General features: G+C 68.0%; 16 protein-coding genes. 1 reads left to right on the forward strand and 15 read right to left on the reverse strand.

Annotated features, from left to right (window positions below):
• Nucleotides 1-6: 6 nt before the first annotated feature.
• The 14 genes from infC to yoaA all read right to left on the reverse strand — a co-directional run bounded on the left by infC (nucleotide 7) and on the right by yoaA (nucleotide 13,270).
• Nucleotides 7-570, reverse strand: coding sequence for a translation initiation factor IF-3 (gene infC / locus RV045_RS02440; RefSeq protein WP_423234324.1), 564 nt, complete (start codon nucleotides 568-570; stop codon nucleotides 7-9).
• A gap of 73 nt (nucleotides 571-643) precedes the next feature.
• Entirely contained in the window at nucleotides 644-2,581 is a 1,938-nt protein-coding gene (gene thrS / locus RV045_RS02445) for a threonine--tRNA ligase (protein WP_423234173.1), read from the reverse strand.
• A gap of 107 nt (nucleotides 2,582-2,688) precedes the next feature.
• Complete coding sequence (locus RV045_RS02450; protein ID WP_423234174.1) at nucleotides 2,689-2,943, reverse strand: hypothetical protein; 255 nt, start codon at nucleotides 2,941-2,943, stop codon at nucleotides 2,689-2,691.
• A 196-nt stretch (nucleotides 2,944-3,139) separates the two neighbouring features.
• Entirely contained in the window at nucleotides 3,140-3,967 is an 828-nt protein-coding gene (locus RV045_RS02455) for an SDR family oxidoreductase (RefSeq protein ID WP_423234175.1), read from the reverse strand.
• Entirely contained in the window at nucleotides 3,964-4,599 is a 636-nt protein-coding gene (gene lptC, locus RV045_RS02460; RefSeq protein ID WP_423234176.1) for an LPS export ABC transporter periplasmic protein LptC, read from the reverse strand. Before lptC ends, RV045_RS02455 begins: the two co-directional genes overlap by 4 nt.
• Nucleotides 4,596-5,222, reverse strand: a complete 627-nt coding sequence (locus RV045_RS02465; RefSeq protein ID WP_423234177.1) for a KdsC family phosphatase — start codon at nucleotides 5,220-5,222, stop codon at nucleotides 4,596-4,598. The genes lptC and RV045_RS02465 overlap by 4 nt, the downstream gene beginning before the upstream one ends.
• Complete coding sequence (locus RV045_RS02470) at nucleotides 5,223-6,224, reverse strand: KpsF/GutQ family sugar-phosphate isomerase (protein WP_423234178.1); 1,002 nt, start codon at nucleotides 6,222-6,224, stop codon at nucleotides 5,223-5,225. It abuts the gene before it with no gap.
• Between the two features lie 55 nt (nucleotides 6,225-6,279).
• Nucleotides 6,280-6,738, reverse strand: a complete 459-nt coding sequence (locus RV045_RS02475) for an SRPBCC family protein (protein ID WP_423234179.1) — start codon at nucleotides 6,736-6,738, stop codon at nucleotides 6,280-6,282.
• Between the two features lies 1 nt (nucleotide 6,739).
• Nucleotides 6,740-8,521, reverse strand: coding sequence for a gamma-glutamyltransferase (gene ggt, locus RV045_RS02480; protein ID WP_423234180.1), 1,782 nt, complete (start codon nucleotides 8,519-8,521; stop codon nucleotides 6,740-6,742).
• A 62-nt stretch (nucleotides 8,522-8,583) separates the two neighbouring features.
• Entirely contained in the window at nucleotides 8,584-8,937 is a 354-nt protein-coding gene (locus RV045_RS02485; protein WP_423234181.1) for a hypothetical protein, read from the reverse strand.
• Between the two features lie 37 nt (nucleotides 8,938-8,974).
• Nucleotides 8,975-9,616, reverse strand: coding sequence for a uracil phosphoribosyltransferase (gene upp, locus RV045_RS02490; protein WP_423234182.1), 642 nt, complete (start codon nucleotides 9,614-9,616; stop codon nucleotides 8,975-8,977).
• A 26-nt stretch (nucleotides 9,617-9,642) separates the two neighbouring features.
• Nucleotides 9,643-10,386 (reverse strand): 23S rRNA (guanosine(2251)-2'-O)-methyltransferase RlmB, encoded by a 744-nt coding sequence (rlmB, locus tag RV045_RS02495; RefSeq protein WP_423234183.1) that lies wholly within the window; start codon nucleotides 10,384-10,386, stop codon nucleotides 9,643-9,645.
• A 15-nt stretch (nucleotides 10,387-10,401) separates the two neighbouring features.
• Nucleotides 10,402-11,175, reverse strand: a complete 774-nt coding sequence (locus tag RV045_RS02500; protein ID WP_423234184.1) for a heparan-alpha-glucosaminide N-acetyltransferase — start codon at nucleotides 11,173-11,175, stop codon at nucleotides 10,402-10,404.
• Complete coding sequence (yoaA, locus tag RV045_RS02505; protein ID WP_423234185.1) at nucleotides 11,165-13,270, reverse strand: DNA repair helicase YoaA; 2,106 nt, start codon at nucleotides 13,268-13,270, stop codon at nucleotides 11,165-11,167. Before yoaA ends, RV045_RS02500 begins: the two co-directional genes overlap by 11 nt.
• 121 nt (nucleotides 13,271-13,391) lie before the next feature.
• On the opposite strand from yoaA, the gene RV045_RS02510 reads away from it, so the two are divergent.
• Complete coding sequence (locus tag RV045_RS02510; protein ID WP_423234186.1) at nucleotides 13,392-14,201, forward strand: PP2C family protein-serine/threonine phosphatase; 810 nt, start codon at nucleotides 13,392-13,394, stop codon at nucleotides 14,199-14,201.
• Between the two features lie 27 nt (nucleotides 14,202-14,228).
• Here the strand turns inward: RV045_RS02510 and RV045_RS02515 are convergent, their stop codons facing one another.
• Nucleotides 14,229-14,681, reverse strand: a complete 453-nt coding sequence (locus RV045_RS02515; RefSeq protein WP_423234325.1) for an EVE domain-containing protein — start codon at nucleotides 14,679-14,681, stop codon at nucleotides 14,229-14,231.
• Between the last annotated feature and the right edge of the window lie 57 nt (nucleotides 14,682-14,738).

The following is a 14,738-nucleotide window of genomic DNA, read 5'->3' on the forward strand; positions in this document are numbered from 1 at the left end:
GCGGCTTCAGCGTCGCTTGGGCGCCAGAATCATGATCATCTGGCGGCCTTCCAGCTTGGGCATGTGCTCGACCACGGCCACATCGGCCAGTTCGTCGCGGATGCGCTCCAGCAGGCTCAGGCCGATGGACTGGTGGGCAATTTCGCGGCCGCGAAACCGCAGCGTGACCTTGCCCTTGTCGCCATCCTCGCCGATGAAGCGGCGCAGGTTGCGCATCTTGATCTGGTAGTCGCCCTCGTCCGTGCCCGGACGGAACTTGACTTCCTTGACCTCGATGATTTTCTGCTTGGCCTTGGCCTCGGCGGCTTTTTTCTGCTCCTGGTACTTGAACTTGCCGTAGTCCATCAGGCGGCAGACCGGGGGCGTGGCCGTGGCGGCGATCTCGACCAGATCGACGTCAGAGTCGCCCGCCAGACGCAGGGCTTCGGTGATCGAGACGATGCCCAGAGGCTCGTTCTCCACGCCGTTCAGGCGGACTTCGGGGGCCGTGATTTCCCGGTTGAGACGGTGTTTGCGCTCCACATTGGGAATGCGGCGATCAACAAAAGTAGCGATGGTGGTGTCCTTTATATCCACAAAATATGGCCGGGATCAACCCGGCCGCGATTCAGCCCGTCAGACTGCCACGGGGCGGCCGCCAGCGTCAAGCGTCGGCCGGAGCGGACGGCAGTGCCGTGGCTTTTTCCGCGATGGCGCGTTGCACCAGCGCCACAAAATCGTTCACCGGCATCACGCCAAGATCGACATTGCCGCGCGCGCGCACCGAGACCGCGTCAGCGGCTTTTTCCTTGTCGCCGACCACGAGAATAAAGGGCGGCTTGTGCGTGGCGTGCTCGCGGATCTTGTAGGTGATTTTTTCGTTGCGCACGTCGGCGCGGGCGCGCAGGCCGGCCTGTCGCAGGCGCAGCGCCAGGCCTTGGGCGTAATCGGCCTGGGCGTCGGTGATCGGGCAGACGATGACCTGCTCGGGCGACAGCCAGACCGGCAAGGCGCCCGCAAACTGCTCGATCAGGATGCCGATGAAGCGCTCCAGGCTGCCGACGATGGCGCGGTGCAACATCAGCGGGATTTTTCGGCTGCCGTCTTCGGCGACGTATTCGGCGCCCAGGCGCTCGGGCAGATTGGGGTCGATCTGGATGGTGCCGCACTGCCACTGCCGGCCCAGCGCATCTTTCAGCGTGTACTCGATCTTGGGGCCGTAAAACGCGCCTTCACCCGGCAGGTAATCGAACTCGCAGCCCGAGGCCTTTAAGCCTTCGGCCAGGGCGGCTTCGGCCTGGTCCCAGCTCTCGTCACTGCCGATGCGCGCCTCGGGGCGCGTGGACAGCTTGTAGATGATGTCGGTGAAACCGAAATCGGCGTACACCTTGCGCAGCAGCGTCGTGAAGGCCGTGACTTCGGCCTGCACCTGCTCGGGTGTGCAGAAAATATGGCCGTCGTCCTGCGTGAAGCCGCGCACGCGCATGATGCCGTGCAGGCCGCCCGAAGGCTCGTTGCGGTGGCACTGGCCGAATTCGCCAAAGCGCAGCGGCAGATCGCGGTAGCTTTTGAGGCCCTGCTTGAAAATCAGGATGTGGCCGGGGCAGTTCATCGGCTTGAGCGCGTAGTCGCGCTTTTCCGATTCGGTCACGAACATGTTCTCGCGGTACTTCTGCCAGTGGCCGGTTTTCTCCCACAGGCCCTGATCCAGAATCTGCGGGCCTTTGACCTCCTGGTAGCCGTTGTCGCGGTAAACACGGCGCATGTACTGCTCGACCTCCTGCCACACCGTCCAGCCTTTGGGGTGCCAGAAGACGGTGCCGGGCGAATGTTCGTCGATGTGGAAGAGATCCAGCTCGCGGCCCAGGCGACGATGGTCGCGCTTTTCGGCCTCTTCGATGCGCTGGATGTAGGCGTCAAGGTCTTTCTTATCGGCCCAGGCCGTGCCGTAAACACGCTGCAGCTGTTCGTTTCTGGCATCACCGCGCCAGTAAGCGCCCGCCAGCTTGGTCAGGCGAAAGACCTTCAGGAATCGCGTGTTGGGCACGTGGGGGCCGCGGCACATGTCCACGTACTCTTCGTGGTGATACAGGCCCATGGCGGTTTCGTCCGGCATGTCCTCGATCAGGCGCAGCTTGTAGTCTTCGCCCCGGCTTTTGAAAACCTCGATCACCTGGTCGCGCGGCGTCATGGTCTTGACCACGTCGTAGTCTTTGGCGATGAGCTGCTTCATGCGCGCCTCGATGGCGGCCATGTCCTCGGGGGTGAAGGGGCGCTCGTAGGCGATGTCGTAATAAAAGCCGTCGTCGATCACCGGGCCAATGACCATTTTCGCGGTCGGATACAGCTGCTTGACAGCGTGCCCGACCAGGTGGGCGCACGAGTGGCGGATGATGTCCACGCCCTCGGCGTCGCGCGGGGTGATGATCTGCAGCCGGGCGTTCTGGCTGATCAGGTCGCAGGCGTCGACCAGACGGCCATCGACCTTGCCTGCCACGGTGTTCTTCGCCAGACCTGGGCCGATGGCCTGGGCCACTTCCATCACGGTGACCGGGTGGTCAAAAGCGCGCTGCGAACCGTCGGGCAAGGTGATCTGGATCATGGGATATGGGGCAATCGACAAAAAACAGCAGCGCGGAACCGGCCGCGCTGCTGGACTGGAGTCGGGATTTTACATGCGCCACCCCGGCAGGCGGCGCAGCCACGCCTTCAGCGGGCGAAGGGGTGGACCGGATCGATGTCCATGGCGCCGCGCTGGCCGCCCTGCTGCACGGCCGGCGCCGCCATGGCCGCGCTCGACGGCACGGACTGCATGGCCGGCTGCGAAGCGGTCTGTGCGCTGGACGAGCCGCCAAACAGTCCCATAACCTTGTCGGTCATCGACGAGGTGACGCTGGAGATCGTCGAGCAGGCCGACAGAGCCAGGGTGGCCGAGAGGATGAGACCGGTGGTCAATGCGCGCATGGTGATTCCTTGTGTGAAACGGGACAATCGAAAAAGAAGTGAAGCGATGATAGGGGCTGATCCTTCGCTGGCGCGCCAGTTCCAGCCGCGGGCAACGCTCAGGCGGCCAACGGGGCAGGCACGACGTGGATTCCTGCGGCGATTGTGTCGCAGCCGCGCCGCAGCACGGGCAGAAATTACCGGGGCTTTGCCGGGTTTATCCCCCGCTGGCGGTCCCGCTGGTGTCATTGGCGCGGTGTTTGCGCTCGCGGCCCTGCAGAAGGCGATCCAGCAGCACGGGCGGCAGCCAGCGCAGCACGCGCGCCACAATAGCCATGGGCCAGGGGATGACGCAGTAGCGCCGCCCGGCCCGGATGGCGTCTACGGCGCGCGCGGCGAAATCATCCGCCGTCATCAAAAAAGGCATGCTGTAACGGTTGCTGGCGGTGAGCGGCGTGGCCACATAGCCGGGCAGCAGCGTGCTGACGCGCACGCCGTGTGGGCGGCATTCGCCGCGCAGGCTCTCGCAGTAAGCCACCACGGCGGCTTTGCTGGCGCAGTAGGCGCCGTGTCCGGGCAGGCCGCGCACGGCGGCCACGCTGGCGATGCCCACGAGCTGACCGCTGCCGCGCTGGCACATGGCCGCAATGAAGGGGTGGAAGGTGGCGACCGTGCCATGCATATTGGTGCGCATGACGCGGTCAAACACGTCGACATCCTCGCGGTGCGCGGTGTCCACGCCAAGGCTGATGCCCGCGTTGGCGATGACGATGTCGGGCAGGCCCTGTTCGGCCTCGCAGCGGCGGGCGGCGTCCAGCATGGCGTCGGTGTCGGTGACGTCGGCGCCGTAGCAGCGCGCGATCTGTTCCGACCAGCCCTGGTGGGCCGCCCAGGCCTGCATCTCGTCCAGACGACGGGCGACCAGCGCCACGCGGTGGCCGGTGGCGACAAAGCGCCGCGCCAGCGCCTGGCCGATGCCGCTGCTGGCGCCGGTGATGAAGACCAGCGGGCCGGTGCCCGTGCGGCTGGATGCGGAAGGATTCATGGGGTGATTACGGCGCGAACCGCTCCTGTCAGGCGCAGCTGGCGCTGGCGGATGTCGTACACAAAACCGCCCGCCGTCCAGGTCTGGCCCTGGGCTTTCACCTGAACCGGCGCACGGCTGCTGACCTGCTGGCTGGCTTCGTCCCAGCGCATGGCGCCGGTGTTGACTTGCAGGCGGGCCTGGCCCGCACTGTCCTGCCAGAGCATCTGGGCGCCCTCGTCGAGATCGATCTGGCGCGGCGACGTGCCGCTGGCCCGCGCCTGACCGGCGGTGACGGTGAGCAGGCCTTCGCTGGAGGCCGCAGAAGCGCCCGCCCCCGTTTTTTGCAGACCCGTCTGCTGGGTCAGACGCGCCTGCTGCACCTGGCTGCGGCCGTCGGGAAAATGCTCCAGGCTCGCGCCCGCCAGCCGCCACTGCGCCTGGCCGTCGGGGCTGCAATGGTCCCAGGCGAAGCGCTCCAGGCGGTAATCGGGGCGCTGCGGGTCGAGGGCGACGGCAGCGCCATCCGACGTGCGCACGCCATCCAGCAGCCAGAGAACGGCACCCAGCACCAGCAGCAGCACGCCACCCCACAGCAGCCGGCCGGACAGATCCGGCCAGCGCCAGCCGGGGGGCGGACGCAGGGTGTTCACCGCGCGTCCAGCGTGGGCTGGCAGTCGGCGTGGCGCTGCGTGTTGTAGGCGCCGCGCGCCCACAGCAGCGCGTCGCACAGCTCGCGCACGCCGCCCTCGCCACCCGCCCGGCGCGTCACCCAGTGGACGGCGCCCAGAATGTCCTCGTGCGCATTGGCGGGAGCGCAGGCGATGGCGGCGCGCTGGATCAGGGGCAAATCGGGCCAGTCGTCGCCGATCACGGCCAGGGTGTCGGCACCGCGTCCGCGGGCTTCAAGCCAGGTGCGGGCGCAGGCCCATTTGTCGCTGACGCCGTAAAAAGCGTGCGCCAGGCCCAGATCCTGCACGCGGCGGCGCACGGCGGCGCTGTCGCGGCCGGTGATGACGACCACATCCACCCCCGCCTGCTGCAGCAGCTTGAGCCCCTGCCCGTCCAGCACGCTGAAGGATTTCAGCGATTCGCCTTCGGCGCTGATCCAGATGCGGCCGTCGGTCAGCACGCCATCGACATCGACGATCAGCGTCTGCACCGGATGCGCCTGCAGGTGCTCGCGCCACAGACGCGGCCAGCGGACAGACACGGCATCGGTCGGACCGGTGGACGACGTGCGCGGGGCCGCCGCGTTTTGGGGAGTCAGAGTCATTCAGATCACCTTGGCCTGCATCAGATCGTGGTGGCCCAGCACGCCCTGCAGGCGGCCGTCGTTGTCCAGCACCAGCAGCGCGCTGATGCTGTGGCGCTCCATCAGCGCGGCGGCGTCGGCGGCCAGCGCCTGCGCGGACACGCTGCGCGGGCCGGGCCGCATGACCTCGCCCGCGCGCAGGCTGGACCAGCCCGCGCCATCGCCGCGCTCCAGCAGGCGGCGCAGGTCGCCGTCGGTGAACACGCCCTGCACGCGGCCCGAAGCATCGACCACGGCGCTCAGGCCCAGGCGCTTGGCGCTCATTTCGCGCAGCACCTCGACCAGCGGGGCGTCCAGGCCCACCTGCGGCAGATCATCCCCCGTGCGCATCACGTCGCGCACCAGCACCAGCAGCCGCCGCCCCAGCGATCCGGCCGGGTGCGATCTGGCGAAATCGTCGGCCGCAAATCCGCGCGCGTCCAGCAGCGCCACCGCCAGGGCGTCGCCCACCGCCATCTGCACCGTGGTGCTGGCCGTGGGCGCCAGGCCCAGCGGGCAGGCTTCCTGCGCCACGCCGGTGTCCAGCACCACCGCCGCGTGTCGCGCCAGGCTGGAGTTCCCTCCCCCCGTCAGCGCCACCACGGGCACTTCCAGGCGGTGCAGCGCGGGCAGCAGCAGGCTGATTTCGTTGGATTCGCCGCTGTTGGACAGCACCAGCGCCACGTCCTGCGCGGTGATCATGCCCAGATCGCCGTGGGCGGCTTCGGCCGGATGGACGAAGAAAGCGGGCGTGCCGGTCGAGGCCAGCGTCGCCGCCACCTTCTTGCCGACGTGGCCGCTTTTGCCCATGCCGATGACGACGATGCGGCCGGTGCAGGCCAGCATCAGTGCGACGGCGCGGGCGTAGGGCTCGCCAACGCGGTCGCGCACGGCCTGCAGGGCCTGGGTTTCGATGTCCAGGGTGCGGCGCACCCAGTCCAGCGCGGACGCGGTGGCAGAAGAGGCAGTCAGTTCAGCGGGCATGGCGGCATTTTAGGGGCAAGCCCGCTGCCGCAACTTCAGCAGCGACTTCGGCGCGTCAGCCCGGGATCTCGGGCTCAACCAGGCGCGCCAGCTGGGCCAGCGACTCCTGCCAGCCCAGGAGGCACATCTCCAGCGGAATCCCGGCCGGGATGCCAGACTGCGAGGCGCGCAGCTCGGTGCCGCAGACCACTTCCTGCAGGTCGATGGTGACTTCCAGCAGGCCGGACGGGCCGGGCGGATCAAAGCGGTCTGTGTAGCGCAGACGGCGGCCGGGCTCAAGTTCCAGGAACTCGCCGCCAAAGCCGTGTCGGCTGCCGGTGCCAAAGTTGCGGAAAGCCATGTGGAAGCGGCCGCCCACGACTGGATCAAACTGGTCGATTTCGGCCAGAAAGCCGTAAGGCGGCAGCCAGCGTGCCAGGGCGTGCGCGTCCACGAAGGCGCTGTACACGCGCCTGGGCGGGGCGCGCAGCACGCGGTGCAGGGTGACGGTGCGGGGGCTTGTGTCAGAGCTCATGTCAGAAGCCCAGGGTCTGGCCGTCGGGGTTGCGCGGGTCGGAGTAGCCGTACATCACGCCGTCGCGCACCTGGATGGTCTGCGTGCGGCCCATGGCGGCCTTGAGCGCCAGCTTGTGGCCCTTGCCCTTGAGCAGTGCCAGCGTGTCGGGGCTGAAGCCTTTTTCGATGCGCAGCTCATCGGGCTGCCACTGGTGGTGGAAGCGCGGCGTGGCGGCAGCTTCGGCCGGGTTCATGCCGAAATCGATGGCGTCAACGACGGTTTCCAGCACGGTGGTGATGATGCGCGCGCCGCCCGGGCTTCCGGTGACCAGCCAGGGCTTGCCGTCCTTGAGCACAAACGTCGGCGTCATGGACGACAGCGGGCGCTTGCCGGCCTGGATGGCGTTGGCGTCGCCACCGATCAGTCCGTAGGCGTTGGCCACGCCGGGCTTGGCGCTGAAATCGTCCATTTCGTTGTTCAGCACGATGCCCGTGCCGGGCGCGACGATGCCGCTGCCGAAGTTGGTGTTGAGCGTGTAGGTCACGGCCACGGCGTTGCCGGCGGAATCGACCACCGAGAAGTGCGTGGTCTGGTCGCTCTCGTAGGGCTGCGGCTTGCCGGGTTTGATCTCGGCCGCCGGGCGCGCGCGGTCAGGGTTGATCGTGGCGGCCAGCTGCTTCGCGTAGGCTTTTGAGATCAGGCCCTGCGTGGGCACCTTGACGAAATCGGTGTCGCCCAGGTATTCGGAGCGGTCGGCGTAAGCCAGCTTCATGGCCTCGGCCATGTGGTGGAGGGTGGCCGCGCTGCCCGCGCCCCACTGGGCCATCGGCCAGCCTTCCATCATGTTCAGAATCTGCACCAGGTGGATGCCGCCCGAGCTGGGCGGCGGCATGGTCACGACCTGATAGCCCCGGTAGCTGCCGGTGATGGGCTTGCGCTCGACGACCTTGTAGTTTTTCAGGTCATCGGCCGTGATCAGGCCCCCCGCCTTGGCCATTTCGGCGACGATTTTCTCGCCGATGGGGCCGGTGTAAAACGCGCTGGCGCCGTCTTTGGCGATCAGGCGCATGGACTGCGCCAGATCCTTCTGCACCAGCAGATCGCCCACCTTCATGGGCTCGCCGTTGCGCCAGAAAATGGCTTGGGTGGCGTCCGATTTGGCCATGGTTTTCTTCTCCTGGCCCAGCACCTTGGCCAGAGTTTCGCTGACCGGGTAGCCCTTGTCAGCCAGCTCGATGGCGGGCGCCATGACCTTGTCCAGCGGCAGGCTGCCCCAGCGCTTGAGAGCGTGGGTCAGACCGGCCACGCTGCCGGGCACGCCCACGGCCAGGTGGGTGTAGAGCGAGCGCCCATCGACCACATTGCCCTTGTCATCCAGATACATGTTGCGGCTGGCGCGGCCGGGGGCCATTTCGCGGAAATCCAGCGCGATGTCCTGGCCGGTTTTTGCGTCGTGGACCATCATGAAACCGCCGCCGCCCAGGTTGCCCGCGTTGGGCAGGGCCACGGCCAGGGCAAAGCCCATGGCGACCGCCGCGTCCACGGCGTTACCGCCCTCCTGCAGCATTTTCAGGCCAGCGCGCGAGGCCAGTTCCTGCTCGCTGGCGACCATGCCCTTGCGCGCCACCACGGGGTGGAACACGTCCATATCAAAGTCATACGCCTTGGCGGCGGCCTGCGCGGCGGCGGTCTGCTGCATCGGCGGCGCCGAAGCGGCCGGGGCCATGCCCATGGGGGCGCTGGCGCAGGCGGCCAGGAAGGCCGAAAGGCTCAGGACGAGCATCGTGCGGGTGGGTGTCATGTCTGTCTCCTGTGTTTTTTGATCGGTTCAGCCCGGTTCAGTCCGGTTGGGCTCAGTTTGTCTCAGTTGGGGTTGCCGTAAAAGATGTACTGGGTGAAATCGCTGATTTCAAAGTACACGCGCTTCTCGCCCGGATCGACCAGGCCGTTGTTGTTGGCGTCGTAAATGCCATAGCCGAAGCGGTACTGGCGGAAGCCGCCGTCGCTGGTGCCCGTGGCGGTGGACAGCTTGTCGATTTTCAGGAAGCGGCGCACCACGGTGCCTCCGCTGTAGATCTCCAGAATGCCGTCGGTGCCGGTCCAGTTCTGGACGCTGCGCTTCATCTGGTTCTGCTGCTCCTGCGTGCAGGACGCCAGCAGGGCGCTGGCGCCGATCAGGCCGATCAGGGCGGCGCGCCTCAGGGGGAATTGTTTCATCGCGGTCTCCTTGGGGTGTTGGGGGTCTCTGTCGGGATCAGTCGAGTTTGGTGCCGAAAATCTTGTCGCCCGCATCGCCCAGGCCAGGCACGATGTAGGCGTTTTCGTCCAGATGGCTGTCGATGGCCGCTGTCCAGCAGCGCACGTCGGGGTGGGCCTCGTAGAGGCGCTGGATGCCCTCGGGCGCGGCGACCAGCACCAGCGCGCGGATGTCCTGGCAGCCCTGGCGCTTGAGCATGTCGATGGTGGCGATCATCGAGCCCGCCGTCGCCAGCATGGGATCCAGGATGAGGGCGGTGCGCTCGCTCAGGTGGCCGACAAAGCGCTCGAAATAGGGCTCGGGCTGCAGCGTTTCGTGGTTGCGCGACAGGCCCACCACGCTGACTTTGGCGCTGGGGATCATGTCCAGCACGCCGTCCAGCATGCCCACGCCCGCGCGCAGGATGGGCACCACGGTGACTTTGCGCCCGCTGAGCTGCTGCACCTCCACCGGGCCGCACCAGCCGGTCAGCGTGGCGGTTTCCAGCGGGAAATCGGCCGTGGCCTCGTAGGCCAGCAGGCGGGCGAGTTCCTGGGTGACTTCGCGGAATTTCTTGGTCGAGATGGGGTGTTCGCGCAGCAGGCCGATCTTGTGCTGGACCAGCGGGTGGCGCACGGCGATGACATTGGGCAGGGACATGAAAAAGCTCCGGACAGGTCAGGGATTCAGCCAGCTGGCTTGCGCTGGCGCAGGGTTTCGTAGAGGCAGATGCCGGCGGCGACAGACACGTTGAGGCTGTCTACCGTGCCGCGCATGGGAATGTGGACCAGATGGTCGCAGGTTTTGCGCGTGAGCTGACGCATGCCCGGGCCTTCGGCGCCCAGCACCCAGGCCACCGGGCCGGACAGGTCGATGTCGTAGAGCGAATCGGGCGCATCGTCGCTGGTGCCGATGATGCGGATGTCGCGCTCTTTCAGCTCGGTCAGGCTGCGCGCCAGGTTGGTCACCATCAGGAAGGGCATGACCTCGGCCGCGCCGCTGGCCACCTTGGACACCGTGGCGTTCAGGCCGACCGCGTGGTCCTTGGGCACGACGACCGCGTGCGCGCCCGCCCCATCGGCCACGCGCAGGCAGGCGCCCATATTGTGCGGATCGGTCACGCCGTCCAGCACCAGCAGAAGCGGTGGGCCTTCCACCTCGTCCAGCACCGCGTCCAGGCTGTGCTGACGTGGCAGCTCCTGCACCTGCGCGACCACGCCCTGGTGGCGGTCATTGCCCGCGAGCTGGCGCAGGCGCGTGGCATCGGCGTGCTGCACAGTCAGGCCCGCGGCCTCGGCGCGCTGCAGCAGCTGGCGCATGCGGCCGTCGTGGCGCTCGGGCTGCACATACAGCGCGCCCACCGTGGCCGGAGCCACCTTGAGGCGGACCGTCACCGCATGAAAACCGAACAGAATGCGCGTGCCAGCCATGGCCGTTTCCTTTCTTCAGACTCCGACCCAATGGCGCAGAGCCCACAGGCCGCCCAGCAGCAGCGGCTGGTGCAGCAGATAAATGCTCAGCGTGTGCGAACCCAGCCAGCGCAGGCCAGCCGGTCCGGCCGGACAATGGCGCAGTTGCCGCACCCAGCCCGGGCGCCGCTGCAGCGCCTGCGCGCAAGCATACCCGATGAAAAAGGGCGCCAGCCACGGGGCCAGCGGCACGTAATCTTCCGTGATGGGCTTGTGCGTCACAAGGCCCAGGGGATTGGTCCAGCGCGTGTCAAACCACGGGTGCTGCACGCCCAGCCACAGCGCCAGCACAGCCGCCGCCAGAGCCAGCCACAGCAGCGGCTGCGCGGCCAGCGCCCTGCCAGCCGGGCCGCCCCAGCGCAGCAGCACCGCGCGCAGCCCACGCTGGATCAGCAGCATCGCCGCCACCGCGTGCAGCACGCCAAAGCTGATCCAGCTGCCCGGAAAAATCGCCCACGAGCCCAGGCTGACCAGCGCCGCACTGCCCGCAATCTGCGCCCAGCGCCGCCAGAAGCGCCCCGCCCCGCGCTGCGTGGCATCGCCCAGCGCCACCGCCGCGCCCGAGCACAGCAGAAACAGGCTGACGATGGCCACGCGCTGCAGCGTCCAGATCGGGTCGGTGTAGAAGTTGAACGGCGGCCGGATGAAGCCCAGCCAGTTCAGATCAAAGCTGAAGTGAAACGCCACCATCCACAGCACGGCCAGGCCGCGCAGCGCGTCGAGCTGCGGCGTGCGGCCATCACCCGGCATGGGCGGCCCCTTCGGCTGAGGCCACACCGGCCAGATCGGCCAGCCACTGCTGCACCTCGGGCCAGCGCTGCAGCCGCGTCATGGGCGGCAGCGCGCCCAGCAACTGGCGGCCATACGATTTCTGCACCAGACGCACATCGGCGATGACCAGCAGACCACGATCGGTTTCGGTGCGGATCAGCCGCCCCGCGCCCTGCTTGAGCGCAATCGCCGCATCCACGAGCTGCAGTTGCGCGAAGGCATTGCCGCCTGATTCGGTGACGCGGCGCTCGCGCGCCCGGAAAATCGGGTCGTCCGGCGGATTGAACGGCAGCTTGTCGATGACCACGCACTGCAGCGCTTCGCCGGGCACGTCCACGCCCTCCCAGAAGGTGTGCGAACCCACCAGCACCGCGCGGCCCTGCAGAAAGCCTTCGACCAGCGCCGATTTGGGCTGTTCGCCCTGGACCCAGACGGTGAGCGGCGGCGCCAGCGGCCCGCCCGGGTCCAGCGCGGCCTGCGTGGCGCGCAGTTCGGCCAGCGTGGTGCGCAGCAGCTCGCCGATCTGGCGCATGGCGCGCAGCGAGGTCACCAGCACAAAGGTGCGTCCGCCCAAGCGGTGCGCCAGGTGGGCGCCCATGCGCGCCACGCTGTCGGTGTGCGCCGGATCGCCCGGCAGCGCCAGGTGCGAGGGCACCCACAGGCGGGCGTTTTTGGGGTAATCGAAGGGGCTGGGCACCACCAGGCGCTGCGCCCACTCCAGCCCGGCGGCGTGCGAGAACCAGCGCAACTGGGGCTCGTTCCCCAGCGTCGCCGAGGTGTAGACCCAGGCGCGCGGCCCCAGCGCCCGCTGCTGCGCCAGCAGGTCGCGGATGTCCAGCGGAGACTGCAGCCAGCGCAGCTGCTGGCCGACCTCCAGCCAGCGCACGTGGTCCAGCGGCAGCGGCTGGGCCAGCGTCTGCACGCGGGCCAGCAGCTCGTTGCCGCGCTCGATCAGGGCGTCGATGTCGGGGCTGATCTCGCGCACCGACTGCAGCGCCGCCTGCCAGCGCTGGAAATCCTGCGCCCAGGACCAGTCCAGCTCGGCCCAGTCCAGCGTGTCGGCCGGGATGCGCAGCGGCTGCTCCTGGCGCGTGGGCAGGCGCGTGACGTCGTGGCCCATTTCGGCCAGACGGGCAAAAGCGCGGTCGGCGAAAGCGGCGGCGCTGCGTTCCAGCGCCAGCAGCAGCTCGTCCCAGGGCTGCAGGCCTTTGGCGTGCAACGCGGCCACGGGGTGGGCCTCGCGGGCCAGCTCCAGCACCTGCGCGGTGCTGAACTGCACGCCCAGAAACGCCACGCCCACGTCGATGAGCTGGTGGGCCTCGTCGAAAACCACGGTTTCCACACTGGGCAGCAGCTCGGCAAAGCCGGTCTCGCGCAGCGCCGCATCGGCAAAAAACAGGTGGTGATTGATGACGACCACGTCAGCGTCCATGGCGTTGCGCCGGGCGCGGTTGACGAAGCAATCCTTCGCGTGCGGACAATCGGCGCCCAGGCAGCTCTCGCGGGTCGAGGTGACGCGGGCGCGCAACTGCACCGCCTGCTCGATGCCCGGCATGTGCGACAGATCACCGTCCATGGTGCGGCTGGCCCAGCGGGTGATGCGCTCCAGCAGTTTCTGCTCCCAGACCGCCAGCGGCATGTCGGGGCCGTCCTGCAGCTGGGCCAGATGCTCCTGGCACAGATAGTTGGCCCGGCCCTTGAGCAGCGCCACCTGCACCGGCACGCCCAAAAGATCCCGCAGGCGCGGAATATCGCGGGCGAAAAGCTGGTCCTGCAGGCTTTTGGTCGCTGTGCTGATCAGGGCGCGGCGCCCGGACAGCATCACCGGCACCAGATAGCCGTAGGTCTTGCCCACGCCCGTACCGGCTTCAACCAGCAGCGTGTCGCTGGCTGCGATGGCCTGCGACACCGCCTGCGCCATGTCCTGCTGGCCGGGGCGCGGCTGGTAGGTCACGCCGCCCAGATGGGCCGCCAGCGACAGCGTGCCGCCGGGCGCAAACACATGCGCCACCTGCGCCGCCAGGTCGCCCCCGCCGCCGCTGCCCTCAACCTTTGCGCTGTCCGTGCCTTGCATGCCCTGCCCTTTCAGGCCCGCATTGTGCCTGCATGTGGGCCGCAGATGCCCGGGGAATCAGGCCCTGTTCGAACGACCATCCCTGTCCGCACCACGGGGCTTTGGGCTAAGCTAGACAACCATGAGCCAGACCCTCGCCGCGCCCCCTGCCACGCCTGCCCCAGCCGCCCAAGCCTCGAAAAAAGGCCACCGGCTGGAGATCGTCACCGCCATCAACCAGGGCGACCGCGAATACCAGCAGGATCAGGTCGAAATGGTGCCGCACCACCGCGTCAACGGCTGCCTGGCGCTGCTGCTGGCCGACGGCATGGGCGGCAAAAGCGGCGGGCGCAAGGCGTCCGAGCAGGTCATCATGACCTCGCGGCAGATTTTCGACCGCTTCGTCGTCGGTCAGGACAAGGCCACCAGCATCCTGCTGCAGATGGTCAGCGAATCGCACCTGATGATCCGCCTGACGGCCATCACGTCCGAGGAAGAACCGCACAGCACCTTTGCCGGCTGCATCATCGAACCCGACCTGACCCTGAGCATCGCGCACGCGGGCGACAGCCGCGTCTACCACTTCCGCGACGGGAAAATGCTCAGCTGCACCAAAGATCATTCCTACGTGCAGCAGCTGGTTGACGAGGGCCGCGTGCCGCTGGCCGAAGCCGCAGCCCACCCGCAGGCCAACCTGCTGGTCGGCTGTCTGGGCACCCAGCACGAGCCGCCGCAGACGTCCAGCACGGCGCAGCTTGCCGTGGGCGACTGCGTGCTGGTCTGCAGCGACGGCTTGTGGCATTACTACAAGCCCGAAGAGTTCGCCCGCGTCCTGACCGCCCTGGCGCCGCGTGCCGCTGCCGAGCTGTTGATGACCAAGGCCCGCACCCGCGCCAACGGCCGGGGCGACAACCTGAGCATGGCGCTGGTGCGCGTCGTGCCCATGCCCTGACGCTTCAGTTTCAGCGACTGCGGCGCTTCAGGCCAGGGCCAGAATCTCCTGCGTGATCACCGCCCAGTGGGCGGACTCGACGGGCATCACCGACAGCCGGTTGCCGCGCGCCAGCACGCGCAGACCCTGCAGCGCCGGGTGCGCGCGCAGTTCCGCCGGGGCGACCAGGCGGGTGCGCGCCACAAAGCGCACGTCGCGCTGCAGCCAGCGCGGCGCGTCCGGGCGGCTGGCCGCATCAAAGTACGGGCTGGCCGGATCGAACTGCGTCGGGTCAGGAACCGCAGGCGAGATGATCTCGCACAGCCCCGCAATGCCGGGCTGCGGGCACGACGAATGCCAGAACAGCGCCAGATCGCCCTCGCGCATGGCGTCGCGGATGAAGTTGCGCGCCTGGTAATTGCGCACGCCAAACCAGGGAAAGGCCGCCTGCGGCTGTGCCTCCAGGTGCTGGATGCCGACCTCGTCGGGCTCGGATTTCATCAGCCAGCAGCTGGCGCCCTCAATGGTGGCGCGCTGCAGTCGTTCGGCCAAGGTGCT

Origin of the sequence: Amphibiibacter pelophylacis, assembly GCF_037688875.1 — a bacterium.
In the GTDB taxonomy this organism is placed as follows: domain Bacteria; phylum Pseudomonadota; class Gammaproteobacteria; order Burkholderiales; family Burkholderiaceae_C; genus Amphibiibacter; species Amphibiibacter pelophylacis.

What these genes read in the sequence shown, in the direction of transcription:
- thrS (WP_423234173.1), bottom strand. Translation starts at nt 2,581, where the DNA reads ATGATCCAGATCACCTTGCCCGACGGTTCGCAGCGCGCTTTTGACCAC.
- RV045_RS02450 (WP_423234174.1), bottom strand. Translation starts at nt 2,943, where the DNA reads ATGCGCGCATTGACCACCGGTCTCATCCTCTCGGCCACCCTGGCTCTG.
- RV045_RS02455 (WP_423234175.1), bottom strand. Translation starts at nt 3,967, where the DNA reads ATGAATCCTTCCGCATCCAGCCGCACGGGCACCGGCCCGCTGGTCTTC.
- RV045_RS02465 (WP_423234177.1), bottom strand. Translation starts at nt 5,222, where the DNA reads ATGACTCTGACTCCCCAAAACGCGGCGGCCCCGCGCACGTCGTCCACC.
- RV045_RS02470 (WP_423234178.1), bottom strand. Translation starts at nt 6,224, where the DNA reads ATGCCCGCTGAACTGACTGCCTCTTCTGCCACCGCGTCCGCGCTGGAC.
- RV045_RS02475 (WP_423234179.1), bottom strand. Translation starts at nt 6,738, where the DNA reads ATGAGCTCTGACACAAGCCCCCGCACCGTCACCCTGCACCGCGTGCTG.
- ggt (WP_423234180.1), bottom strand. Translation starts at nt 8,521, where the DNA reads ATGACACCCACCCGCACGATGCTCGTCCTGAGCCTTTCGGCCTTCCTG.
- RV045_RS02485 (WP_423234181.1), bottom strand. Translation starts at nt 8,937, where the DNA reads ATGAAACAATTCCCCCTGAGGCGCGCCGCCCTGATCGGCCTGATCGGC.
- upp (WP_423234182.1), bottom strand. Translation starts at nt 9,616, where the DNA reads ATGTCCCTGCCCAATGTCATCGCCGTGCGCCACCCGCTGGTCCAGCAC.
- rlmB (WP_423234183.1), bottom strand. Translation starts at nt 10,386, where the DNA reads ATGGCTGGCACGCGCATTCTGTTCGGTTTTCATGCGGTGACGGTCCGC.
- RV045_RS02500 (WP_423234184.1), bottom strand. Translation starts at nt 11,175, where the DNA reads ATGCCGGGTGATGGCCGCACGCCGCAGCTCGACGCGCTGCGCGGCCTG.
- yoaA (WP_423234185.1), bottom strand. Translation starts at nt 13,270, where the DNA reads ATGCAAGGCACGGACAGCGCAAAGGTTGAGGGCAGCGGCGGCGGGGGC.
- RV045_RS02510 (WP_423234186.1), top strand. Translation starts at nt 13,392, where the DNA reads ATGAGCCAGACCCTCGCCGCGCCCCCTGCCACGCCTGCCCCAGCCGCC.
- RV045_RS02515 (WP_423234325.1), bottom strand. Translation starts at nt 14,681, where the DNA reads ATGAAATCCGAGCCCGACGAGGTCGGCATCCAGCACCTGGAGGCACAG.